Here is a 23,718-nt window from a genome sequence, read left to right as displayed (position 1 = left end):
AAGCCAGGGCAGTAATCCTGTCCTAGCTCGCTGTCTTCGTTAAAAAACTAATATTGATTCAATAGCCTTGATGTAGAAATCCACTACTCTTGACGGACGTGGCTAATCTTATATCTGAACTGGTCTGCCCGTGCAATACTAAAGGTAAACTCAATAATCTTATTTTTTTGATTGTAGGTCTTCCGAGTGATATGAAGAACAGGACTATTGTTTTTAATGCCCAGGACCTTGGCCTCATGGTCTAGTGCAATACTGGCATAAAATTCTTCTTCTGCCAGCCGAATGGTTTGATTGTAATCTTCAGCAAATATTTCATAGAGCGGCATGTGATTAAGGCGCTCTTCAGTCATTCCAGGTACAACTTCAGCTGGAATATAAGTCTTTTCCAGCATCATTGGAACATTATCAGCTAGGCGAATCCGTTCTAATTCAACGATGGGCTCGTTGATGTCGATTTGCAGCTGCTTGGCCAGATACTCGGACGCATTTTTCTCAAGCAACGACAAAATCTGGGTCTTTGGAACCTTGCCGATTTTCCGCATCTGCTCTGTAAAACTATAGGCAGAGGACAGATCAACAGCAGGCTCTCTTATCTCTGAAACATAGGTTCCCTTACCATGTTTTTTATAAACAAGTCCCCTTCTTTCCAATTCTTGAATTGCCAGGCGGACTGTAATCCTACTCACCCCATGAATATGAGTTAACTCGCGCTCAGAAGATAATTTATCATTCGGCTCCATGGTATTCCGAATCTTCATTTCCAATTCGTCTACCAATTGTAAATATAGCGGTTTGTCACCTGCTTCGGTAACCATATTATCACCTCTTCCATTGGTTATAACCACTATTAGTATAGTAAAAAAACGTTCGGAAATCAAGAATTTATAGAGATTTTCCCTACTTTTTATTTTTTAGGAAAATTTCAAGAAAAATGTCGGTAAATCATCCGCGACTGCCAGTAATAGACTCATTTCCTCACTAACTTAACCACCGCCTCAACCGGTGTACTATTGTCCAAACTAATTTTTAAGTCTTCCTCAATGATTGGAAGCTTGAAATGAATGGCTTTTACCCAACGTCCTGCCTCATTTTTTTCATCATAAATCTCAACTTTTTCAATCAACATCTGACACAATCGCTTCTTGTCGATATCTTCCATGACATCCATAAATGATGCAAAATTGACCAATATTTTATAAATATTATCAGCGGTCATTTTATCCTTTAGGATTACCTCTCGTTTAGATTCACTTGTCTCAATTAGTGTTTCTACATCTGCTAATTTATCATAAATAGTATTTAACCTCATATCTAAATCAATTGACTTCTGCTGAAAATGAGGATCTTCAAAATTTAAGGAGTCAATCTGTTGGATTAAATTCAATTTGATTGCATTGAGCTGGCGAAAGAGACTCTTATATTGTTCAATTTCACTATCTATCCTACTTGTATCAACCTGAATATTAATTTTTTCTTGAAGTTTTTTTGCAAATCCAGGTCTAGAAACTAATTTACTAATAATTGATAATACTTCATGGTCTAAATTTCCTGTTTTAAGCTGTTTATTAAATGTGCACTTATGACCATCTACATGTTTTCTATGTTTACAAGCATAGTAGTAATAGTTTTTATAGTATTCATCTTTCTTATTTTTATTTCGCTTGATACTTTTATTTCCATAAAGCCCAGCATTGCATAATGGACATTTTATCAGCCCCGAAAATATATAGATAGAATCGCCCTTATTCGGGTTCTCACGTTTATACTTATGGGCATTAGCTTCTCGTTTTTTCCTCACTTTATTCCAAGTCTCATCGTCAATAATAGCTTCATGGACTCCATCTGTTAGAATATAATTTTCAGACTGTTTGACTTTCGTTTCACCAGAAATTTTATCTCGAGTGCTTTCACGCCGTCCAAAAGCAATTTTTCCATTGTAAACTGGATTGTCTAAGATTCTTGCAATGCCACTTGATGAAAAATATGGAAGCGTACTATTGTGTCGAATTGGTTTCTTTATGTCTAGGTTTGCTAAATGCTTGGCAATTGCTATAGTGCCCATATCACTGTTAGCAAATAGATCAAAGATTATTTTTACTGATTCAGCTTCTTCTTGATTTACTTGCAATTGACCATTAACAAGGGAATCAATTCCTTGACGCATATCCGTTTTCCCGCAAACCAAGTAGACTTGACCTAAATCACTGAGTCGAATGGTCATAATGCAGTACCTTATCCAAGATTGTTTCCATTACTTCCTGATTGATAGATTGGAAGAATGTAACTTCCGTTTTTTCCGAGACGAATTTTCATCAGAATATCGTTTCTGCTTTTCTTTTCAAAGCGGCGAGATTGGGGAACAGTCAATGGGACGATGGGCTGAGACATAATAAATCCTCCAGTTCTGTTTTCTCTAACAGTATACTGGAGAATAGGGAAGCTGAAAAGATACTCCGTTATTGGGCGGTTGCCATATATTATACTCCTAAATACGAAGAAAAGCCCTTAGAAAATCAATTCTAAGGACTTTGTCTTCAGGCTGACCACCGCAGTTTTGCGGGTGGTCTTAAGCTTTCTTGCCAGAGCTAGGTCTATTTATCTGTTCTTGAAATTGTTTGGGAGGACATTCATGAAACGTGTTTCTCCAGATGGAGAAGTTCTTCTAGACCAAATCTTCTAAGAGAATGCTAGATGCTCTTACTCTTGGCGACGGCGTTTACCTGCAAGTGCGAGTGCTGCAAGAAGCATGCTTGCACCGATTGCTGTTGCAGCTGTAGAGTTTGACTCACCTGTATTTGGCAATTGGTCAACGACTGGTCCTGCAGGACTAGCTGGTTGAGCTGGTTTTGCTGGAACCTCTGGACGAGCCGGAACTTCCGGTGTTTCTGGTGAAACTGGACGATCTGGTTTCGCTGGAGGGGTAACAGGTGGAACTACTGGTGTACCAGGTTTAACTGGGATATAGGTAATTGGAGTGTCTACACCAGGATTTGTTGGAACTGGTGGGATGTAGTTTCCATTTGGATCCTTCGGCAATTCATTTCCGTCTGGTCCAACTGGTACATAACCAGGAACAACCGGAACTACTGGTGTAGTTGGAACACCTGGTTTAGATGGATCTGTTGGATGGTTTGGATATGGAATTGGCGGTACTTGTTCACCTGGAACATTTGGAACCCAGTTTCCAAGTTTCTTATAGACAACCGTCACAGTCACATCTGCATCTTCTGAGTTAACTGTGGTTGCATCGACTAACGGAGTTTCAGTGTAGTAACCTGCAACCACTGGAGAAGATACTGCTGGTAATTCTTGTGCAGGAGTCCAATCACCGTAAGTGATTTCACCTGTTACAAGGTTCACCTTAGCTGTCCGTGTGAAGGATACCTTTTGAACCACTTCAGTAGCTACCGTTTCACCTGCTTCGTTGACATAAGTGATAGTCCGAACAACTTCTTGAGTTGTAACAAGGTCCTTCACAGAGTCAGGCCATACTGGTGAGTTAGGATCAGTCGGGTCTACTGGTTCACCAGGTTTAGGAGTTGGCGTGTTTGGATCAGTTGGATCCACAGGAACTACCTTAGCCTTGAGGGTTACCGTGAAGACTTGGTCAACCGATTTGTCCTTATCGTAGGTTGCACCTGTTGGGAAGCCATCTTCTACTAACTCGTAACCTTGTTTGATTAAATCTTCAATGGTTGGAGTGGTTGTGTAGTCGATTGTCTCACCAGACTTACCTGTTAAGGTTCCAGAGGTTGCTAGTGGGTTGCCATTTTCATCTACATAGTTGACAATCGCTTTTTGATCATCCGCTACATAGGTGATTGAGGTATCCACACCTGGATTTTCCGGTGTTGGAGGGATATAGCCCTTAGATGGATCTTCTGGGTCCACTGGAGTAAGTGGGTTGCCATTTGGATCTTCAGGAGTATAACCAGGAACATAAGGGATCACCACATCAGGTTCTCCAGGAACACCAGGGTTCTCAGGATCGTTTGGATATGGAATTGGAGGTACTTGCTCACCTGGAACATTTGGAATCCAGTTTCCAAGTTTCTTATAGACAACCGTCACAGTCACATCTGCATCTTCTGCATTTACAGTAGTTGGGTCTACCAATGGAGTTTCAGTGTAGTAACCTGCAACCACTGGAGAAGATACTGCTGGTAATTCTTGAGCAGGAGTCCATTCACCATAAGTGATTTCGCCTGTTACAAGATTTACTTGGGCAGTACGTGTGAAGTTCACCTTTTGAACCACTTCAGTAGCTACCGTTTCACCGGCTTCGTTCACATAAGTGATAGTACGAACTACTTCTTGAGTTGTTACAAGGTCTTTCACAGAGTCAGGCCATACTGGAGAGTTAGGGTCAGTTGGGTCAACTGGTTCACCTGGTTTTGGTGGGTTCGTTGGATCTACTGGTTCGATACGTGGAGTTACCTTGATAGTCCAAGATTGATCCACATTGTCGTCTTTATCGTAAACCTTATCAGAATCATTGTATTCATCGCTTGTTACGGTGTAACCAGCTTTGGCTAATTCTGCAAGTTTGTCAGCAGTGTTGATACCTACTGTGAAGCCTGGTTTGCCTTGTTCGAAGAAGGTAGAGATGGTTTGACCGGTAGATTCATCCACGATAGTGACAGAAGCTAATTGCTTGTTGTCTTCCACGTAAACGATTGGAGTATCCTTGGTTGGGTCAGTTGGTACGTTTGGTACGATATAACCCTTGTTTGGATCTTCTGGGTCTACTGGAGTTAACGGAATGAACTTGCCAGGATTTTCTGGGTCTGGAGTTACCGGTGTGGTTCCTGGGATATGAGGAACGGTCGGAACTTCTGTACCAGGTTTGGTTGGGTCAGATGGGTCTACTGGGTAAACAGTGGAAGGTACATCAGGGAATCCTGGAGGTACAACTGGTACCCATGAACCTAATGGAGTGTAGACAACAGTGACATTGATGTCTGGATCTGTTGCGTTCACATCTTGACCTTTCACCACTGGAGTATCTACTAAGTGGTTTGCTAGGCTTGGTGAAGTTACATCTTCAAAGGTTTGAGTTGGAGTCCATTCGCCGTAAGTGATTTCGCCTGTTATAAGGTTGATGTCAGCAGTACGGGTGAACTTCTTAGTTTCAGTAACCGTTTCGAAGACAGTCTTACCAGTGTTATCTACATAAGAGATGGTCCGGGTTACTTCTTCGGTAGTTACTAAGTCTTTGACAGTGTCAGGCCATACTGGAGAGTTCGGATCAGTTGGATCTACTGGCTCACCTGGTTTTGGAGTTGGTGTGTTTGGATCTGTTGGATCGATTGGTACTACTCTCTCCTTGAGGACTACTGTGAAAATTTGAGGAACTGAAGGGTCCTTATCATAAGTAGCTCCAGCTGGGAAGCCGTCTGAAACGAGTTCATAACCCTTCTTGAGAAGTTCCTCAATAGTTGGAGTAGTACTGTAGTTGATTACTTCTCCAGATTTACCTGTCAATTCACCTGAAGTCGCTAATGGATTGCCTTTCTCATCTACATAGTTAACAGTCGCTGTTTGATCTGCCAATTCGTAAGTGATTGGAGTATCTTGACTTGGATCTTCTGGTACAGGTGGAACCTCATAGCCTTTCGTTGGATCGTTCGGATCAACTGGCTGCAATGGAATGGTTTCATTTGGATTATCTGGATTTGGAATCGTAGGCACGATACCTGGAACATATGGAACGGTTGGAACATCCGTACCTGGCTTAGTAGGATCATTTGGATCTACTGGGTAGACAATCTCTGGTACTTCAGGGTAGCCTGGAGGTACAACTGGTACCCATGAACCAAGTGGAGTATAGACAACTTGAACATGGATATCTGGATCTACGGCAGTAACTTCTTGGGCACCTACAACTGGGATACTTACAAGGTGATTCTCTTTGTCTGGTGATTTCACTTCAGGTAAGGTTTGAGCTACTGTCCATTCACCGTAAGTAATCACACCTGTTACCAAGTTGATTTCCGCAGTACGCGTAAATGTCTTAGTTTCAGTTACAGATGCGAAGACAGTGTTTCCTTGGTTATCTACATAAGAGATAATACGAGTAACTTCTTCAGTTGTAACTAAATCCTTAACAGTTTCTGGCCATACTGGTGAGTTTGGATTTGTTGGATCTACTGGCTCACCTGGTTTTGGAGTTGGCGTATTCGGATCGTTTGGATCAACAACTTCTACACGTTGAACTACTTCAAATACAAATGCATCATGTGCAGTTGGATCTGGTGAGTAGACACCATCTTTCGAATAGTTATCTTTATTCGTAACTGTATAACCAGCTTTTTCGTATGAAGCTACGAGTGTATCTGTATCATAACCAAATTGATCTCCCGTTACACCGTCCAATGGAATGGTTACAAGTGTCACTGGATTAGCTGGATCCGTCACGTTGACAAATGTGATTGTCGCTTGCTGTTCCTGCTTCACATAACGAATTGGTGTATCTACAGTTGGATCCACTGGTACTGGTGGTATGTATTGACCAGTGTTTGGATCCTTCGGAAGTTCATTTCCGTCTGGACCGACTGGTACATAGCCTGGGATTTCAGGAATACCTGGAGTTGGTGTAGGTTGGCCAGGAATAGTAGGATCTCCATTTGGATCATTTGGATAAGTGATCGGTGGTACTGGAGTTTCACCCGCAGGAAGTTCTGGTTTCCATGAACCAAGTTTTTTGTAGGTAACAACCACTTTGATATCTGCATCCTCAGCATTTACTGTCGCTGTAGGAACTTCTTTAATATCAACGATATACCCATCAATCAATTCTGAAGGTACAGCTGGGAATTCTTGAGCTGGAGTCCAAGCACCGTAGGTGATTTCACCCGTTACCAAGTTGATAGATGCTGTACGAGTGAAATCTTTCGACTCTTCAACTGAGCCAAATGGAGTCGTTTCACCTTCGTAATAATACTCAATCGTACGAGTTACTTCTTCAGTTGTTACTAAGTCCTTAACAGAATCAGGCCATATTGGTGAATTTGGATCTGTTGGATCAACTGGTTGACCTGGAACAACATCTTTAGGAATATCAACCACACGCTCTTTTACAACGATTTCATATGATTGAGATGGTTGGTCAGCTGTATCTTTCACATTATCGAACGTCTTCGCTGAATCAAGGAAGGTGTCTGTTACCTTAGTCTCTACATCATACCCTTTGCGTTTCAACTCAAGAAGTTTTTCTTCTACTGTTTGAGTTGCGATTTGCTCTGTTGCCTTACCAGTTTCTGTAACAGAAGCATATTCTGTTTTATTTGCACCATTTGCATCTACAGTTGAGATAGTGATCTTAGCAGTTTGTGTATCTTGAACGTACACAACTTTTTCAACGATATCCGCACTGTCAGCCTTAACCTGTGCATTGACAGTTGTTGACTCAGGTGTTACATCCACTCCATCCTTGGTTGCAGTTGTAGCTGTATAGCCTGGTACTTCCGGCAATTTGTTTCCATCAAGAACATCGTCCTCTTTAACCGCAGTCCAGTCACTATAAGTAACATCACCTGTTACCAAGTTGACCTGAGCAGTACGCGTAAAGGTTACCTTATCAGTGAAGGTAGCTGCTACTTCCTCATTAGCTTCATTGACATAAGTAATGGTTCTTGTTACTTCTTCAGTAAGTGTCAGATTATCTACACCTGCAGGCCATACTGGTGAATTTGGATCTGTTGGATCTACTGGTTGACCTGGTACAACAGTCTTAGGAACATCAACAACACGTGGCTTAATAACAACAAGGAATTCTTGCAACTTATCTGAATCATAGTCGTAGTCTTGACCAGCAGCTGTTGTGAAGTTGTCAGATACAAGCTCATAACCCAATTTCTTATACTTGTTAATGGTATCTTCTGTTGAGTAAGTGATGTCTGTACCTGGGTTACCTGTCAAGGTACCTGAATCTTCCAAGAAATCTGCCGCACCTTCAACTTGGTAGCGGATGATCGCTTCTTGTGGAACTGGTGTGTAGATGTGAGTCGTTTCGAACGCAGTCGCAATTGTGGCATTTCTCAAATTCTGTTGAATTCCAAATGGAACATAGCCTAAATTATCAAACTTATCGTTTACACCTCTCCATTTAAACTCAGGGTCACCTGAGGCTTGAGCATGTGTATAAACCTGGGTACCAATAAAAATCCTACCGTACTTACCAGCTTCGCCAGAACCTGACCATTGTGCTACAACACGATATTTAGACCCCTGTTCATTGACTGGACTTTCTTTGAATACCATATAGCCAGAGGCATCATCGTTTGTATAAGGAGCATAGATTTTTGGGTTTTTGTTATAGTCATAAGTCTTACCATCTGTATAAGTTAACGGACTAGTTTCAACAAGTTTGATAAATCCTGTAGTATCGGTACCTTCCCAATCTACTGTACCAGTATAGGTCGGATCTAAGAAATAGTATTCAGTTACAATCTGAGTGTCTGAACTTACTTTTCGAATAGCTTTATAATGAACTGTTTTTTCGTCAACTTTACCAGCCATATAAACAGTTCCGGCTGGTAAACCTCCTTGCACAACTTCTTTTGTAGTACTCTTATAAGCATAACCACTAAATTCACGCTGTCCAGAAGGAGTAACTGGTTGACCTGAAATGGTTTGAAGACTATATGTCGCTAATACTGTACCATCTTCCACAACATATCTGGTTGTATTGATTTGATAATCAGGAACAATCGTATAATTATAGTCTACTACTTTGCCATCTTTAGTACCTTTAAGGACCATCATACCTTGTGTACTGCCTTCAGTTGCCGTGGTAGCATCGTAAGTAATAGTAACAGTTTCATTATTAGAATTAACTGTTTGAGGATATGTGAGAGTTGCACTTGCTCCTTGATCAAGTGTATGAGTTTCTAATACTTGACCGCTTGTAGTACTTACTAATTCCGCTAATATTGTAGAAGTATTTGCATTCTTATCCAATGAAAAACGAATATACGCATCAATCGGTGCACCATTAATATAAATCGCTGGCTGATTTTCATTGTAAGCAAGGAAATCATAGGCTTCAAAAGTGTACCACCCTGTTTGATCAGTTGCTGCAACTCCACTTCGAAGAGTGTGCGGTTTAACACCAGCTCCATTCGGATCTTCCATTGAAGGTGTCGCAGTTGTGCCTGTTTCAACAAGAACACCTGTTCCTTGACCCACACCCAAATCTGAAAGCGAGGTATTCAATGCGATTTCAATATCATCTGTTCCCAAGAATTTACGCAATTCCAAAGCAAGCGCTTCTACGTTTGTACGAACTGCATCGATTTGAGCGTTTACTTGATCAAGAGTTGCTAATGAGTCTTTCAAGACTGTAGTAGCTTCTGTCGCAGACAATTTCGTTGCTGCAGCAGCTGCTTTCAATGCAGTGTTGTCACTATCCGATGCTGCTACAAGTCGTTCTGCTTCGTTAGCCAATACCTCTGCTTCTGAAGTAACTTGCTCAAGGACAACTTTCGCTTCTTCAGCAGTCACAGGTACTGATACTTCTGTAGCGTCTGTTGCAGCTTCAGTTGTCGTTGCAGGTGCTGCTGTTTCAGTAGCTGTAGTAGTTACTGCTGGAGCCTCAGTTGTCGTTGCTGCTACTTCTGCTTTCTTAACAACTTTAACAGTTACAACATTTTCAGCACCTTCAGTCACTTCTTGTGATACTGCAGAAGCTTGATCAGTTGCTAATTCGTAGCCTTCTGGCAATTCTGCTACTACTTCAACAGTTGTTTTTGCAGTCACATCTGTGGTTGTAACTGTCGCTGACTTCACAACTGCCTCAACAAGAGTACCATCTTCAAGAAGGTACTGAACGATATAGTTGATAGTTGCTGTACGTTCTGTAGCGGCTACTTCTGTTGTTGTAGCTGCTGGTGTCGTTGACGCTACTGTTTCTGTAGCTGCTGTCTCAACACTTGTAGCTGGCACAACTTCTGAGCTAGCCTGTGTTGAAGATGTCGCTGTTGTAGAAGCTAACGCTTCTGATGAAGCAACTGTTTCTTCCGCTTTTACTGCTTGTCCGCCTACACCGAGTGCCAAGGACATACCAAGCAATACGCTAGCTGCTCCAAAGTGGTATTTACGAATCGAGAAATGTTGTCTCATTCCATACCAGTTAAATGATTTTTTATTATTTTTGCGCATGAAACGCCTCCTAATAATGTAAATTGCTATGTAAATTGTCATAATAAAAACCACTTTCCCTTATCTCTAAAATCAAATTTAATAAAGAGAATTGGAAAAATTACTATCTTTGAAATAGAATAATAAATCATTTTAGGGAGGACAGATTTAAAACATTTCTTTTAGGATGTTAGATAAGTAATAGTCCAATTGGTCCTATATGTTCTTAAACAACAACTCACATAGCTAATCTCGACATACATATACTATTTTTAGTTTATAATCTTACATGATACTAGTAATAGGATTGATCAGTCATCACATTTAATAAATTTGGGGAGTAAATAGAAAGGCTCTATCCATATTTAATATTGAACATTTCTATTATCATTTACCACATCTATAAATGAATATTTATTAACTAAACTTAGTATAAGAATATCAACTAAATTATACCACCCCCCCCCCCCAATTTTTTCAAGTATAAAGTCAAATAACTTATAATTATTCTAAATCTAATAAATAAAAAATATCATCTTGGAGTAAAATATGATAGAATTAGGATATAATTAAGCTTTCCGCTCTACAATATTTAGCTCTTGTAGCAAGCACAGTAAGTGGGTACCCACTTACGATAAAATTAACGAAAAAAGCAGACGCCTTTGGCTCTGCTTTTTTTGTTATATTTTACTTGTTAGGGAGAGCCCTAAGACCCCGATAGAAAGGAATAGACAATGGAAAAACGTACCCGACCAAACCAATTAAAAATTCGATTTTCAGATAATTATCCTCTTCTCCATAGTTTATTTAATTCCTTCTGTTTGTATCTTGAAAAAGAAATAGTCCCAACACCCTCATTTGTAAATACTATTAGACGTTCTGATAAATTTAGTCCTTGAATTTTATCAATATTGACAAGGAATTTACGATGACACCTAAAAAAGTTCAATTTTAACTTATCTTCTAAATCTTTCAAGGTACCATAAAATTCAAAAACACCAGTCTCTGTAATTACTCAATCATTCCAAACCAACTTAACGCATCAATGATAGCTTGTTCTTTTTTGGGCGGACAATTTGGAACTCTTTGATTTTCTTTCTTAGAGTGATTATAGTTCTCTCGCTCGATTATCCCAAGTTTCCTTTTTACTTGTGCAATGTTAAGGGTAGATACTTTTAATTCAAATTTTCTAAAGACATAATCTTTGATTTCTGAATAAGTGGCATCCTTCTTAACAGAAATATCTTTGAGATCTTCTTCATTGATTTCAAGATCAATATGATGGTTGATATCTCGTTTGGACAATTTCACAACCGCCTCTGTCCGTGCAGTATGTGGGAACATATCGACTGACTGGATGTATTCTACATCATAAACCTTGGCCAATTTTGCCAAATCCCGTGCCAGTGTCGACACGTTGCAGGAAACATAGACCATCTTAGCTGGCTTGTAGTGTAAAATGGTGTCCAGCAACTTATCATCCAGACCTGTTCGAGGCGGATCTACCACCAAGGCATCTGCCCGGTAGCCTTCCTCATACCATTTTGGAATAATATCTTCTGCCTTGCCCGCCTCATAGTGGGTATTGGTTAAGCCCATTCTCTTGGCGTTGACCTTTGCATCCACGATTGCTTCTGGTATGATGTCCATTCCCCGAACCGACTGAACCTTTCTTGCAAAGGCAAAACCGATAGTCCCTACTCCACAGTATGCATCAATCAAGTTTTCATCGCCCTTTAAGTCCAAGGCCCTAACAGCCTCACCATAGAGAACCTCTGTCTGTTGCGGGTTCAATTGGTAAAATGCCCGAGGTGACAGTGAAAATTCATAGTCCAAAACAGCCTCGGAAATGGCTTCTTGTCCCCATAAAATCTCCGTCCGTTCCCCGTAAATCTCGCTGGATTTGGACTGGTTCCAGTTGAGAGCAACGGTGACAATGGCAGGAAATTGCTTCGTCAATTGCTCAATCAATCGCGTCAAATTCACCTGACAGGAAGTCACAAAAATTAATTGAACCTGCCCTGTCTGTCTTGCACGACGCACCATCACAGTCCGAATCCCCTGCTCTCTTCGTTCATTGTAGATAGGAATCCGATGCTTGGTCAGTAAGTCTGACACGGCATTGATAATGGTCTGGGTTTCTTCATCTTGGACTAGACAATCTGTAATCCCAATCAAGCGGTGGCTACCTTCTGCGTAGAGCCCAGCAGTCACCTTGCCCTTAAAGGAGCGGGTCTGGAACTGCAGTTTTGCTCGGTAGTGGGTGGGCTGGTCCATGCCGATGGTCGGACGGATGTCAAAATGTTCATAGCCTGCTGGTTTGAATTTTTTCAGGGCTTGTAGCAGCAAATCTTGTTTGAAGTCCAGCTGCTTGTCATAGCGGAGGTGCATAATCTGGCAACCACCACAGGCCTGGTAAATCTCGCAGGCTGGCTGGACACGAAACTTGGACTCTTTATTGATTTTCAGAAGCTTGGCCTGGACAAAATTCCGCTTGACATCGGTAATTTGACAATAAATCTCTTCTCCCTTGAGAGCGCCAGGGACAAAAACGAGAGTTTTCTGGTAAAAACCGATACCTTCGCCGTTAATGCCCATGCGCTTGATTTTTAGAGGAATTCGTTGGTTTACTTGTAGATTCATGTTTCTATTTTACCGAAAATTCCTGTATAATGAAAGAATGAGAGTAACAAAGATTGAAAAGAAAAAAAGGCTCTATTTGCTGGAGCTGGATAGTTCAGATAAGCTCTATATCACTGAGGACACCATTGTACGCTTTATGCTGACCAAGGACAAGGAAATTTCTGAACAGGAGTTGGCGGAGATTCGGGACTTTGCCCAATTTTCTTATGGGAAAAACCTGGCTCTTTATTTTATTTCCTTTAAGCAGCGGACCAAGAAGGAAGTGGCTGACTATCTGCGAAAGTACGAAGTTGATGAGAACACCATCCCAGCAATTTTGCGCAATCTAGAGGAGGAAAACTGGGTCAACGACCTAGCCTATGCGGAAACTTATGTTCGGCAGAATAGCTTGAACGGGGACAAGGGGCCAGCTGTCCTTCGGCAAAAATTGCAGCTCAAGGGTCTTGAAAAATCCCTGATTGACCAGGCACTGACTGATACAGACTTTTCTGAGCTAGCGGCAAAGGTTGGAGACAAGATTGTACGAAAATATGGTCACAAATTGCCTCTCCGCGCCCTGCAGGATAAGATTGCCCAAGGACTGGTGACTAAGGGATTCTCCTATGAACTGGTCAAAAGCGTGGTAGCTAACTTGGACTTGGACAGTGATGAAGAGGCAGAAGCCGATTTGTTAGAAAAAGAACTGAACAAGCAATACCGCAAATATAGCCGAAAATATGAAGGCTATGAGCTTCAACAACGTCTGACCCAAGCCCTGGCCCGAAAAGGCTATGATTACGGCGACATTCGTTCGGCTTTACGCGACTATCTATGACAAAAATTTCGCCCAAGTGCCAAAAATATGATATAATAGTCAAGATAAATTGTAATAGTAGAAAGTTGGTAACAAGGTGAAATTACCAAAAGAAGGCGACTTTATTACAATTCAAAGTTATAAACATGATGGTGAAATTCATCGCGCCTGGCGTGACACCATGGTACTAAAAACAACAGAAAATGCCATCATTGGAGTCAATAATCATACATTAGTCACTGAAAATGATGGTCGACGTTGGGTGACAAGAGAACCTGCTATTGTCTATTTCCATAAAAAATATTGGTTCAATATCATCGCCATGATTCGAGAGAACGGGGTTTCTTACTACTGCAACCTTGCCAGCCCCTATGTCCTAGACAATGAGGCTTTGAAGTACATCGACTATGACCTAGACGTAAAAGTCTTTGCGGATGGAGAAAAGCGATTGCTGGATGTAGATGAGTACGAGCGCCACCGGAAATCAATGAATTATTCGACAGATATTGACTATATCTTGAAGGAAAATGTCAAAATCCTGGTAGACTGGATCAACAATCAGCGTGGTCCCTTCTCTCCAGCCTATGTCAATATTTGGTACAAACGCTATTTAGAACTGCGAAATCGATAAAGTCATTTATAAAGAAAATCCTGTTTTTCAGGCTTTTTTCTTACCTGAGAGGAGGTCACTATGGCATTTCAAGAGACAAAAGGGCGCTATGCCAGCTTCGGCGTTGTCACTTCCCTTCCTGGCGAAGTGATCGACCATTTTTGGTTTATCATTGATAATTATTTAAAAGGAGTCCTGCCTTTGAAAAAGGTTCTGCGCTTCTCCCTGAAAAATCGCAAGGGCAAACTCAGCATTACCTTTTCACAGGAAGGCTATAAAGAGGTTCTCACCATTGATTTCCAAAACAAATTCGACCCCTTCTTCCCGTCAACAGTATTGGTATTCGATAAAGAGGGGCAAGAAACCGTCGCCCTGCCGAAGGAATTGAATTATATATAGCAAAAGACTTGAGCCGAAACTCAAGCCTTTTCTTTGTCTTAGGAATTAGGATCATCCAAACTACGTCCGTGCAAGCCTTTCTCACGTTGGACTTGGCGGAGTTTTTCAGGGGTCACATCGTTACCGTCCTCATCGACGACCTTGATACCTTCCACATGGGCACGCACGCTACGGCGGTAGCCCTCGATGTACTCCTCACGAAGAGCTGCTTGTTCCTGCAACTCCTCCTCTGTCAAGCCTTCCGCCTTTTTCTTGCGGGCCAATTCGTTAATGCGATCGATTTTTGCTTGTTCCATGAATACCTCCTACTTACTATTCAAGAGATTGAAAACAGCTACTGCTGAAGCCTTATCTGCCAAGGTTTTCAAGAGAGCCAAGCGGTTGGCTTTGACCGCTGCGTCATCTGCCATAACCATGGTATTGTCGAAGAAGGCCGCGATGACTGGGCTGAGAGCAAAGAGCTTGTCCAAGTTGCCTGCCATGTCTTCCGTCAACTCCAAGCCAGCCACTGCTGCAGCAAGGGCTTTCTCCTGGTCGTTTTCAAAGAGGCCCTCGTCAATGACAGTCGCCTCCGCCTTTTCAGCCAAGTTGAAGACCCGTGACAAGTTTTCCACGGCTTCCTTGTAGTCAGCCTCTTTTGATTTTTGGAAAATAGCAGAGCTGGCTGCCAGTTGCAGTCTAACGACAAAGGTTGAGCTGGCCAGTACAGCCTCACGGATGTCTTTCGGAATAGCCTTATCCATCATTTTCTCTACACGGGCACGGATAAAGTCCATAACAGCTGGCTGGTTGTCATAAGTCAAGCTAGCAAAATTCAAGCTGTAGAGCTCCGCAATCAGCTGATCCAATGGAATTTCCCAACCAAACGCTTCCAAGATCCGCACGATACCCTGTGTTGCACGACGAAGAGCGTAAGGGTCGTTTGAGCCAGAAGGAATCAAGCCTACTGAGAAGAAAGATAGGAGGGTATCGAATTTGTCAGCCAGTGCCAAGACCGCACCGACCTTGCTTTCAGGCAATTCGCCTTCTGCTGAGTTTGGCAAGTAGTGCTCACGGATTGCTGCTGCCACCGCAGGTTTTTCCCCTGTAAGAAGAGCGTACTTCTCACCCATAATCCCTTGCAATTCATCAAACTCACCCACCATGCCTGTCAAGAGGTCAAACTTGTAGATGTCCGCAGCACGCGCCACATCTGCTTTTTCATCCGCAGACAAGCCAGCCAAGTCAGCCAGTTTTTCTGCGATAACTTTGGTGCGTGCCATGTGCTCGTAGAGAGAACCGATTTTTTCATGGAAGGTCACGACTTTGAGGCGTTCCACCAAGTCAGCAATCTTGAGCTTTTGGTCTTCACGCCAGAAGAATTCGCCATCTTCCAAACGAGCCACCAAGACTTTTTCATTTCCTTTGATGACATTGTCAAGGTGCTGATCGTTACCGTTGCGGACAGAGATGAAGTTTGGCAAGAGTTTGCCAGATTTATCACGCACCACGAAGTAACGTTGGTGGTTTTTCATAGAAGTGACCAAAACTTCCTCTGGCACTTCCAGGTATTTGGTGTCAAAAGAACCCATGAAGGCAGTTGGGTATTCGACCAAGTTGAGAACTTCATTAAGCAAATCTTCATCAATTTCGACTGTCACCTTGTGTTTGTCCTCGATAGCCTTGATTTGTTCGACAATCATATTTTGACGCTCTGCGGGATCAGTGATAACAAACTGTGCACGCAAGTCTGCCTCGTAAGAATCTGCACTTGCAATCTCTGTTTCATTTCCAAGGAAACGATGACCACGGCTGATGCGACCAGACGTAATGTCCAAGAAATCCATATCCAATGCTTCATCGTCCAAGAGAACGGTCAAGGTGTGGACAGGACGGATGTAGGCGAATTTATTGGATGCCCAGTTCATGCTGACAGGGAAGGTCATAGCCTTCAAGACCTCTGGAATGCCCGCCAAAACTGCCTTAGCTGGCTGACCCGCCTCATGCTTGGTCACATAGACATACTCTTCGCCCTTGATCTCGCGGAATTCGATGTCAGCTGTCGTCAAGCCTTTGCCACGGACAAAGCCTTCTGCAGCTTTAGTGAAGTTTCCGTCTGCATCCAAGGCAATCTTCTTAGCAGGACCCTTGAAATCTTCCGTCAAGTCTGTCTGCTGGTCCGCCAAACCTCGCACACGAACAGCCAAACGGCGTGGCGTTGAAAAGACATCAATGCTGTCAAAGGCCAAGCGATTATCTGTCAAAAAAGTCGCCATGCGGTCACGCAACTGGTGCATGGCTGGGGTTACGATGTAGGCAGGGATTTCTTCCAAGCCAAGTTCAACAAGTAAATTCTTTGTCATTATTCTGCGTCCTCCTTCAACAATTCTGCTCGTGTTGCTTCATCCAAAAGTGGGAAGCCAAGTTTCTTCCGCTCTGCCACAAAGGTTTTGGCAACGACACGGGCAAGCTTACGGATACGGGCAATGTAGCCTGCACGCTCAGTTACAGACACGGCACCACGGGCATCCAACAGGTTAAAGGTATGAGAGCATTTGAGTACATAGTCAAATGCTGGATGAACCAAGCCTTCTTCCAAAGCCCGCTCTGCTTCTTTCTCAAACTTAGTGAAGTTTTCAAGGAGCATATCCTGATCTGATACTTCAAAGGAGTATTTTGAATGCTCATACTCTGGCTGGATAAAGATTTCACCGTATTTGACACCGTCTGCCCACTCGATATCGTAAACGGAGTCAACCTCTTGAATGTAAGAAGCCAGACGCTCCAAACCATAAGTTACTTCGGCTGTGACTGGGCCTGTCGCCAAACCACCAACCTGTTGGAAATAGGTAAACTGCGTGATTTCCATACCGTCCAACCAAACTTCCCAGCCCAGACCAGCTGAGCCTGTTGACGGGTTTTCCCAGTTATCCTCAACGAAACGAATGTCGTGTTCCAAAGGATTGATGCCCAAACGCTCCAAAGACTCCAAGTAGAGTTCTTGGATATTAGATGGAGATGGTTTCATAACTACTTGGAATTGGTGGTGTTGGTAGAGACGGTTTGGGTTTTCCCCGTAACGACCGTCCGCAGGGCGACGAGATGGCTCCACATAAGCCGCATTCCAAGGCTCAGGACCGATAGCACGCAAGAAAGTGTAGGGACTCATGGTACCCGCACCTTTTTCCGTATCATAAGCCTGCATGAGCAAGCACCCCTGCTCATTCCAAAATTGTTGTAAGGTCAAGATAATTTCTTGAAAAGTAAGCTTTTTTGACATATTTTTCCTTCTTTCTATTTTAAATAATCTTGCGACGTGAGCCTTCCTAGCCGATACTGCTAGGAAAGGCGAACTAGTACAGCGTCTAGCTCAGTCGCCATAGCGATGAGCGTGTGGCAATTCGGCTGAAAGGAGACGATGCCACTGACGCTGTGAAAGGTAAGTTTTTTTGACATAAAATCCTCTTTCTTTAAATACCATCTTTTAGTTTGCTTTTAGTACTAGACAACGAGCTGCAGGCTGTACTGGAGTACGGCAAAGCGAGCTCAAACAATAACAATTGTTTGAGGTTGGTAATGAAGAAACGGAGTTTCATCATTCGTCGACGTAGTAAAAGATAAACCGAAAGATGTACAGGTGCGAAAAAGAACCACCTTCTCTCCCCCATGCCTTGCGACATAGGGGCGTTGAGAACGCGGTTCCACCCTGATTTATTACTTCATTTTATATAATTTTTCACTGAAAGCGCCAATTATTTCCACCCCGGCTCGGCTCTCACTCTCCCAAGCTCGCTAAACAAAGATGCTGAAACAACCTTCTTTCTTGTTGAATAGTATAGCAGATTTGCTGGGCTTTGTCTACTACCATATCACAAACTCAAGCTATCCCAGTCTCCTGTCTGGGCAATCTCTACTCGACTACTGATTTGCTTTGCAGATGCTGCTAGGAGGTCACATTCCTCCTGGGTCAAGTCTAGTCGCACCCTGTCTACAATGCCCGCTCTGCCGATGACTACTGGATAACCTAGATAAACCCCGTACTCTTGCTGGTAATGAGAAACCGGTAGCACTGCTCTGCTATTGCCCAAAACCGCCTCAACCAAGCGTTTGGCCGCCGCTGCGATGGCAAAATTGGTATAGCCCTTGCCGAAAAAGATGGTGTGTCCGCCCATGCGCGCCTCCTCTGCCAGCTGGTCCAGCTCTTTCTGGTGCAAAAGTGCCTGAATAGGCTGACCCGCCACCACCACCTGGCTCCATGCAGTGAATTGAGAATTGCCATGCTCACCCAGATTGTAGCCTGAGATGGCTATCGGAGAGAGTCCAAACCGCCGCCCCACTGCACGCTTCATCCGCGCCGTATCCAGCAAGGTACCCGTGCCAATCACCCGATTGCGAGGAAAACCAGTATAGGTCTGATAGAGCTGACTGATGACATCGACGGGATTCGTAATGACAATCAAAATACCAGAAAAACCTGAAGCAACCAACTTGCTCGAGACTTCCTTGACCTCTTGACTAGTGAAAGGCAGTTCCGCAAAGCGGCTATTGGTCGCATTGGCCTGGAGACTGATTTTCCCAAGGCTCGACACGATAATATCTGCGTCCGATAGAGCACTGTAATCATTGGCAATGAAAGTGGCAGACTGCCCCGTATTGGCCACACGATCCTCCATATCCAGAATATCTGCCGCAAGTTTCTCTTCATTCTTGTCAATCAGGACATAGTCGTCAAAGAGATTGCCTGCCACCAAATCATGCAGGAGGGTGGCTCCGACATGGCCCAGACCTATGATACCGATTTTTCTAGCCATAGACTTCCTCCACCAGACTTTCCAAGGTCAACATGGCCTTAACCACATCCTGAGTTTGAATATTCTGATCAATATTGATGTAGCTTTCCTTGCTAGAGGTCGCAAACTCAGCCACCTTTTGCATAGCAGCTGCCCTATCCTCCGTCACATCCAGCTGTTTCCAAGAATAGATATAGCCGTTCTTTTGGTAAAAAGGCAGGAGTTTTCTGACCTCATCCCTGTCACCCGTCAGGCATAATTGCACCAAAATCCCATAAGAAACCTTGAGTCCGTGGGCAATGCTGTGGGTTTCATGGAGCAGGGTCAATCCATTATGAAGAGCGTGAGCCCCCGATACATAGTCGCTGGTTTGACAGCCGACATTAGCCGCAATGGCAAAGGTCGTATCCACAATCCGCTGAAAGGCTGGACTGAGTTTGTTCTGGTCAAAATCCGCAACAGCTGTCTCCGTGTCCTGAAGTAAAATATCCAGCGAGACCTTGGCTGTCGCTAGCGCCAGTTGAACAAGGGCAGGCAGGTCCGCACGATTTTTCCCTCTGTGAATCGCCTCCAGCTCATACCATTTAGCCAGGGTATCCGAAATGCCTGAAATGAAAAACTCCCGTGGCGAATCCAATAGCAGGTCATAATCCACCACCGTCATAAAACCCGACCGTTGGCAGTAATCAATAGACTTGAAGGTATGGTCTGGATGATAGGCCACCAAGAGCGGGGTCGAGCAGGCACAGGTAGAAACCAGGGTCGGTACAAAAACCGCCTCAATACCCAGACGGTCGGCTATCCCCTTGGTCGTATCCATGACCTTGCCGCCACCTACGCCAATCAAGACATCTGCACCTAGACTTTTAGCCTTTTCTGCCAAGCGATTCATATCTTCATGACTGGCTGTCTGGTCATAGAAGAGCACCGGCCAATTGGGTTGATTGCCACCGTGTTTAACAAAGGCCGCATAGGATTTCTGCCCTGTCACAATGACCGGCTGCTTGAAGATTACCAATCTTGCTGGCAATTCTTTAATGGCACCGCTGGATGCCACATATTGCCCCGGCTCACCCCGCACTAATTTTTCAAATTCCATACTATTCACCTCTTTTTTATTTATGATATGAAAAAAACAAAGATATATCAACCATTAGCCGACATCTTTGTTTTCTGTCTATTAACGATGGTTGATTTTCTTGGTCACAAAATCTCCGACAAACTGGATGAAGAAGATCATGATCAAGATGAGGAGTGTCGCAACCAAGGTAACATCATCATCCGAACGGTTATAACCATAGGAAATAGCGACGTTACCTAGGCCACCGGAACCAATGGCACCTGCCATAGCGGTGTAACCAACCAGGGAAATCAGAGTCAGGGTTGTTACACGAATCAAGTCTGGCAGACCTTCGCGTAGGTAAACCTTGATAATATCAGGAATAGTGGCTCCTACTGACTGGGCTGCCTCAATCACACCCCGGTCCAACTCTGACAAGACAACCTGAACCTGACGGGCATAGAATGGAAATACAGACAGGGACAGAGGGACCAAGGCAGCTTTGAGACCGATACCTGTTCCTACAATCGCACGGGTTACAGGGTTGAGGACAGCCAAAAGGATGATAAAGGGAACCGCCCGAAAAAGAGAGGCCACCTTGTCCAAAATCCAGAACGCATACTTGTTTTCCAAAATGCCACGAGGGCCTGTCAATACCAAAAGAAGACCTCCGACCAAGCCCAAAAGGCCTCCAAAGATAAAGGACCAGAAGGTCATATAAATGGTCGCCTGAATGGCTGGCAACCAACCGTAAGGCGTATCCCAGCCCATTTTTATCACATTTTCAAATGTTGTTTCAATCCACTGATTCATCTTACGCTCCCTTCAAAACAGTCACTTCTACCTGTGCCTCTGCCACAGCCTCCAAGGCATGGTGCAATTGGGCAGGCTCACCTGATAAGATAACGACTAGCTCACCCACTGGCGTGTGGTCCAAAATCTCAATATTTCCATAAAGAATATTGGATGTCACCTGGTACATCTTATACAAATCATTGACAATAGCCGTATCCGTGCTGGCACCCGAATACTTGAGTTGGACCAGAAGACTGTCTTCCGGCAGATTTTGCACAATCCCCTGCTGGTAAATTTTGACCAGTGCTTCATCGATTCCTGTTGCTGTTTTGATAAAGTCCTGGGTCAATTCCTGCTTAGGATGTGAGAAAATCTCAAGAACAGATCCTTCCTCAATCAACTGACCATCCTGCATCACCGCCACCCGGTTGCAAATGTCTTTGACAATCTGCATCTCATGGGTAATCATGACAATGGTCAAGCCCAATTTCTCATTGAGTTCTTGCAAGAGAGCCAGAATCTGCTTGGTTGTTTTAGGGTCCAAGGCAGAGGTTGACTCGTCAGAAATCAAGATTTTGGGATCATTGGCAAGGGCACGCGCAATAGCGACCCGCTGCTTTTGGCCACCTGAAAGTTGAGACGGATAGTTTTCTGCTCGGTCCGCCAAACCAACCAGGTCCAAGAGCTTGGCAACCTTGGCTGCCTTTTCTTCCTTGGTCAAGCCAGAATGCTTGAGGGCAAAAGCCACATTTTCCGCAGCAGTCATCTGGGCCATCAGATTGAAATGCTGGAAAATCATCCCAATTTCACGGCGTTTGATTCGCAGTTGGGCTGGTGTCAACGTAACCTTATCACCTTCAAAAATCACATCTTCATCAATAGTGATTTTACCTGCTGTCGGCACCTGCAAGAGGTTGATAACACGGACCAGGGTTGATTTCCCCGCCCCAGAATAGCCGACAATTCCATAAATATCGCCTTGGTTAATATGGATGGTTACATCCTTAACCGCCTCAATCGTGCGCTTTTTCTGATGAAAGGTCACATCGATATTATCTAGCTTAATCATTTCCTTACTCATAACTTGCTATTAACTCCTCAATTAGTTGAACATGACTATAATAGTCAGCAATTTTTACATTTTCATCGCCCGCATGGTCTCGGCTATTGGCATTGCCCAGTCCAAATCCAGCAATTGGCACCTGCAGGGCATGAAAGACTGTATGCATAGGGCCTGTCCCCGGCGAGGTTGGCAGCACCGAAACCCCGTCAACCGTCAACTTTTTAGCTAACTCGATAACTTTGGCAATGGCTGGCGCAGTCATGTCGCTACGGTAGCTCTTAATGCCTAGGGTGAAATCGACCTGAACCCTGTCAAAGCCATTCTTCACCAGCTGTTGACGGACCTTGTCCAGCACATCCTGAGGATCCAAATCCGGTACCAGACGAATCTCCATCTTGGCAGAAGCCTGGGCTGGAATAATGGTCTTGACTCCCTGGCCCAGATAGCCTGTAGAAAGACCCTCAATGGTAATGGACGGTTCAAAATAAAGGCGTTTCAAAAATGCTTTTCGCTCTTCCAAGAGTGTTGGCAGGGTCAAGCTGTAAATCTCCGTAAGATTTTCAGGACTGGTCAGGGCGAACTCCTCTACCAAGGCTAACTCCTGCTCATTCGGCTCCTGAACCTGGTCATAGAGACCATCCACCAGGACACGACCATCTGGACTTCGGAGGGATTGGAGGCCGGACAAGAGATACCAGCTAGCGGAGTCAATCACTCCGCCATAGGACGAATGAATGTCCAGCTCTGCCGATTGGACAGAGACATCGAAAGTCACGATTCCCTTGTTTCCACCAGCGATTTCTAGCTGATTGAGGGCATTTCGGTGACCTTGTTCCCAGATGAGCAGGTCTGCACCTGATAACTGGTCCTTGTACTTGACCAAATACTTATCCAAATCAACCGACGCCGACTCTTCAGCACCTTCCATGATGAAAATAACATTGACCGGTAGTTGACCGTCGTGCTTAGCCTGATAGCTCTGAAGGGCGGATAGGCGAGCCGTGATATGCCCCTTGTCGTCATCCACCCCGCGGCCATACATGTGGGTCTCGTCCATTGTCAGTTCAAAGGGTTGCCCCTTGAGCCAAATCTGGTCACTATCAGCCGGCACTGTGTCATAGTGGTTGTAGAAAATCAGGGTCTTGGCATTGGGCACCGTCGCTGCAAAACGAGCCATGACAAAAGGAGCCGTATGAGACTGGTCCAAGATAACCTCTGCCCCTGCACTTTCAAACAAATTCTTGAGGTAAGTAGCAACCTCCAAAAGACCAATCTGCTGGGCAAAGATAGATTTCATACTAATCAGTTTTCTCAGATGCCCAATCCCCTCCTGGACAATCTTGTCTTCCTGGAAGGCTGCGATTTGTGCCTGCTCATTTGTCTGTCCCATTTTTTCTACCTCCTCCAAAAATAGGAAGAGAAGCTGGGGGTCTCCCAGCCTCTATC

General features: G+C 43.9%; 15 protein-coding genes and 2 pseudogenes. 3 read left to right on the top strand and 14 right to left on the bottom strand.

All coding sequences use genetic code 11. From position 1 onward, the window contains the following. Nucleotides 1–83: 83 nt before the first annotated feature. From ACHBIF_RS02810 to rlmD, 6 genes and pseudogenes are all read right to left on the bottom strand, one after another. A complete protein-coding gene (locus tag ACHBIF_RS02810) occupies nt 84–815 on the bottom strand; it encodes a GntR family transcriptional regulator (protein WP_105110672.1) in 732 nt (243 codons plus the stop codon). A gap of 152 nt (nt 816–967) precedes the next feature. Beyond that, nucleotides 968–2,164: a recombinase family protein gene (locus tag ACHBIF_RS02805; RefSeq protein WP_394718517.1), complete on the bottom strand. Its 1,197-nt coding sequence runs from the start codon at nt 2,162–2,164 to the stop codon at nt 968–970. Between the two features lie 37 nt (nt 2,165–2,201). Continuing rightward, nucleotides 2,202–2,388 (bottom strand): annotated as a pseudogene (locus ACHBIF_RS02800) (hypothetical protein). Nucleotides 2,389–2,697: 309 nt separating this feature from the next. Further along, nucleotides 2,698–10,161 carry a MucBP domain-containing protein gene (locus ACHBIF_RS02795; RefSeq protein ID WP_394718515.1) on the bottom strand — a complete coding sequence of 2,488 codons (7,464 nt, stop codon included), beginning with the start codon at nt 10,159–10,161 and terminating at the stop codon, nt 2,698–2,700. A 763-nt stretch (nt 10,162–10,924) separates the two neighbouring features. Beyond that, nucleotides 10,925–11,116, bottom strand: a complete 192-nt coding sequence (locus ACHBIF_RS02790; RefSeq protein WP_394718513.1) for a LytTR family transcriptional regulator DNA-binding domain-containing protein — start codon at nt 11,114–11,116, stop codon at nt 10,925–10,927. 317 nt (nt 11,117–11,433) lie between these two features. Beyond that, nucleotides 11,434–12,783 (bottom strand): annotated as a pseudogene (gene rlmD / locus ACHBIF_RS02785) (23S rRNA (uracil(1939)-C(5))-methyltransferase RlmD); the annotation flags it as partial. A 37-nt stretch (nt 12,784–12,820) separates the two neighbouring features. Here rlmD and recX point away from each other — a divergent pair. From recX to ACHBIF_RS02770, 3 genes are all read left to right on the top strand, one after another. Beyond that, on the top strand, nt 12,821–13,597 hold the full coding sequence (gene recX, locus ACHBIF_RS02780) for a recombination regulator RecX (RefSeq protein ID WP_394718511.1): 777 nt from the start codon (nt 12,821–12,823) through the stop codon (nt 13,595–13,597). A gap of 76 nt (nt 13,598–13,673) precedes the next feature. Further along, nucleotides 13,674–14,207: a DUF402 domain-containing protein gene (locus ACHBIF_RS02775; RefSeq protein ID WP_105110663.1), complete on the top strand. Its 534-nt coding sequence runs from the start codon at nt 13,674–13,676 to the stop codon at nt 14,205–14,207. 60 nt (nt 14,208–14,267) lie between these two features. Next, the gene (locus tag ACHBIF_RS02770) at nt 14,268–14,585 is read left to right on the top strand and encodes a DUF960 domain-containing protein (RefSeq protein WP_105122486.1); all 318 of its coding nucleotides are present in this window, start codon (nt 14,268–14,270) and stop codon (nt 14,583–14,585) included. A gap of 38 nt (nt 14,586–14,623) precedes the next feature. Here the strand turns inward: ACHBIF_RS02770 and ACHBIF_RS02765 are convergent, their stop codons facing one another. From ACHBIF_RS02765 to ACHBIF_RS02730, 8 genes are all read right to left on the bottom strand, one after another. Beyond that, nucleotides 14,624–14,881, bottom strand: coding sequence for a DUF896 family protein (locus tag ACHBIF_RS02765; RefSeq protein ID WP_044681104.1), 258 nt, complete (start codon nt 14,879–14,881; stop codon nt 14,624–14,626). A 9-nt stretch (nt 14,882–14,890) separates the two neighbouring features. Continuing rightward, nucleotides 14,891–16,927: a glycine--tRNA ligase subunit beta gene (glyS, locus tag ACHBIF_RS02760; protein ID WP_394718508.1), complete on the bottom strand. Its 2,037-nt coding sequence runs from the start codon at nt 16,925–16,927 to the stop codon at nt 14,891–14,893. Beyond that, on the bottom strand, nt 16,927–17,844 hold the full coding sequence (gene glyQ / locus ACHBIF_RS02755; protein WP_394718506.1) for a glycine--tRNA ligase subunit alpha: 918 nt from the start codon (nt 17,842–17,844) through the stop codon (nt 16,927–16,929). The genes glyS and glyQ overlap by 1 nt, the downstream gene beginning before the upstream one ends. A gap of 589 nt (nt 17,845–18,433) precedes the next feature. Next, a complete protein-coding gene (locus ACHBIF_RS02750) occupies nt 18,434–19,375 on the bottom strand; it encodes an L-lactate dehydrogenase (RefSeq protein WP_394718504.1) in 942 nt (313 codons plus the stop codon). Then, nucleotides 19,368–20,453 (bottom strand): iron-containing alcohol dehydrogenase, encoded by a 1,086-nt coding sequence (locus ACHBIF_RS02745; RefSeq protein ID WP_172010069.1) that lies wholly within the window; start codon nt 20,451–20,453, stop codon nt 19,368–19,370. Before ACHBIF_RS02745 ends, ACHBIF_RS02750 begins: the two co-directional genes overlap by 8 nt. Before the next feature lie 81 nt (nt 20,454–20,534). Next, on the bottom strand, nt 20,535–21,227 hold the full coding sequence (locus tag ACHBIF_RS02740; RefSeq protein ID WP_105110886.1) for a methionine ABC transporter permease: 693 nt from the start codon (nt 21,225–21,227) through the stop codon (nt 20,535–20,537). A 1-nt stretch (nt 21,228) separates the two neighbouring features. After that, entirely contained in the window at nt 21,229–22,290 is a 1,062-nt protein-coding gene (locus tag ACHBIF_RS02735) for a methionine ABC transporter ATP-binding protein (RefSeq protein ID WP_105110885.1), read from the bottom strand. Next, entirely contained in the window at nt 22,283–23,662 is a 1,380-nt protein-coding gene (locus ACHBIF_RS02730) for a M20/M25/M40 family metallo-hydrolase (RefSeq protein WP_105160330.1), read from the bottom strand. Before ACHBIF_RS02730 ends, ACHBIF_RS02735 begins: the two co-directional genes overlap by 8 nt. Nucleotides 23,663–23,718: the final 56 nt, after the last annotated feature.

The sequence above is a fragment of the Streptococcus sp. A11 genome (assembly GCF_043674225.1).
GTDB lineage: Bacteria > Bacillota > Bacilli > Lactobacillales > Streptococcaceae > Streptococcus > Streptococcus suis_V.
Note: the sequence above shows the minus strand (reverse complement) of the source record. Positions and strands in the feature narration are given on the sequence as shown.

What these genes read in the sequence shown, in the direction of transcription:
- glyS (WP_394718508.1), bottom strand. Translation starts at nt 16,927, where the DNA reads ATGACAAAGAATTTACTTGTTGAACTTGGCTTGGAAGAAATCCCTGCC.
- ACHBIF_RS02795 (WP_394718515.1), bottom strand. Translation starts at nt 10,161, where the DNA reads ATGCGCAAAAATAATAAAAAATCATTTAACTGGTATGGAATGAGACAA.
- glyQ (WP_394718506.1), bottom strand. Translation starts at nt 17,844, where the DNA reads ATGTCAAAAAAGCTTACTTTTCAAGAAATTATCTTGACCTTACAACAA.
- ACHBIF_RS02730 (WP_105160330.1), bottom strand. Translation starts at nt 23,662, where the DNA reads ATGGGACAGACAAATGAGCAGGCACAAATCGCAGCCTTCCAGGAAGAC.
- ACHBIF_RS02770 (WP_105122486.1), top strand. Translation starts at nt 14,268, where the DNA reads ATGGCATTTCAAGAGACAAAAGGGCGCTATGCCAGCTTCGGCGTTGTC.
- ACHBIF_RS02810 (WP_105110672.1), bottom strand. Translation starts at nt 815, where the DNA reads ATGGTTACCGAAGCAGGTGACAAACCGCTATATTTACAATTGGTAGAC.
- ACHBIF_RS02750 (WP_394718504.1), bottom strand. Translation starts at nt 19,375, where the DNA reads ATGGCTAGAAAAATCGGTATCATAGGTCTGGGCCATGTCGGAGCCACC.
- ACHBIF_RS02735 (WP_105110885.1), bottom strand. Translation starts at nt 22,290, where the DNA reads ATGAGTAAGGAAATGATTAAGCTAGATAATATCGATGTGACCTTTCAT.
- ACHBIF_RS02765 (WP_044681104.1), bottom strand. Translation starts at nt 14,881, where the DNA reads ATGGAACAAGCAAAAATCGATCGCATTAACGAATTGGCCCGCAAGAAA.
- ACHBIF_RS02805 (WP_394718517.1), bottom strand. Translation starts at nt 2,164, where the DNA reads ATGCGTCAAGGAATTGATTCCCTTGTTAATGGTCAATTGCAAGTAAAT.
- ACHBIF_RS02740 (WP_105110886.1), bottom strand. Translation starts at nt 21,227, where the DNA reads ATGAATCAGTGGATTGAAACAACATTTGAAAATGTGATAAAAATGGGC.
- recX (WP_394718511.1), top strand. Translation starts at nt 12,821, where the DNA reads ATGAGAGTAACAAAGATTGAAAAGAAAAAAAGGCTCTATTTGCTGGAG.
- ACHBIF_RS02745 (WP_172010069.1), bottom strand. Translation starts at nt 20,453, where the DNA reads ATGGAATTTGAAAAATTAGTGCGGGGTGAGCCGGGGCAATATGTGGCA.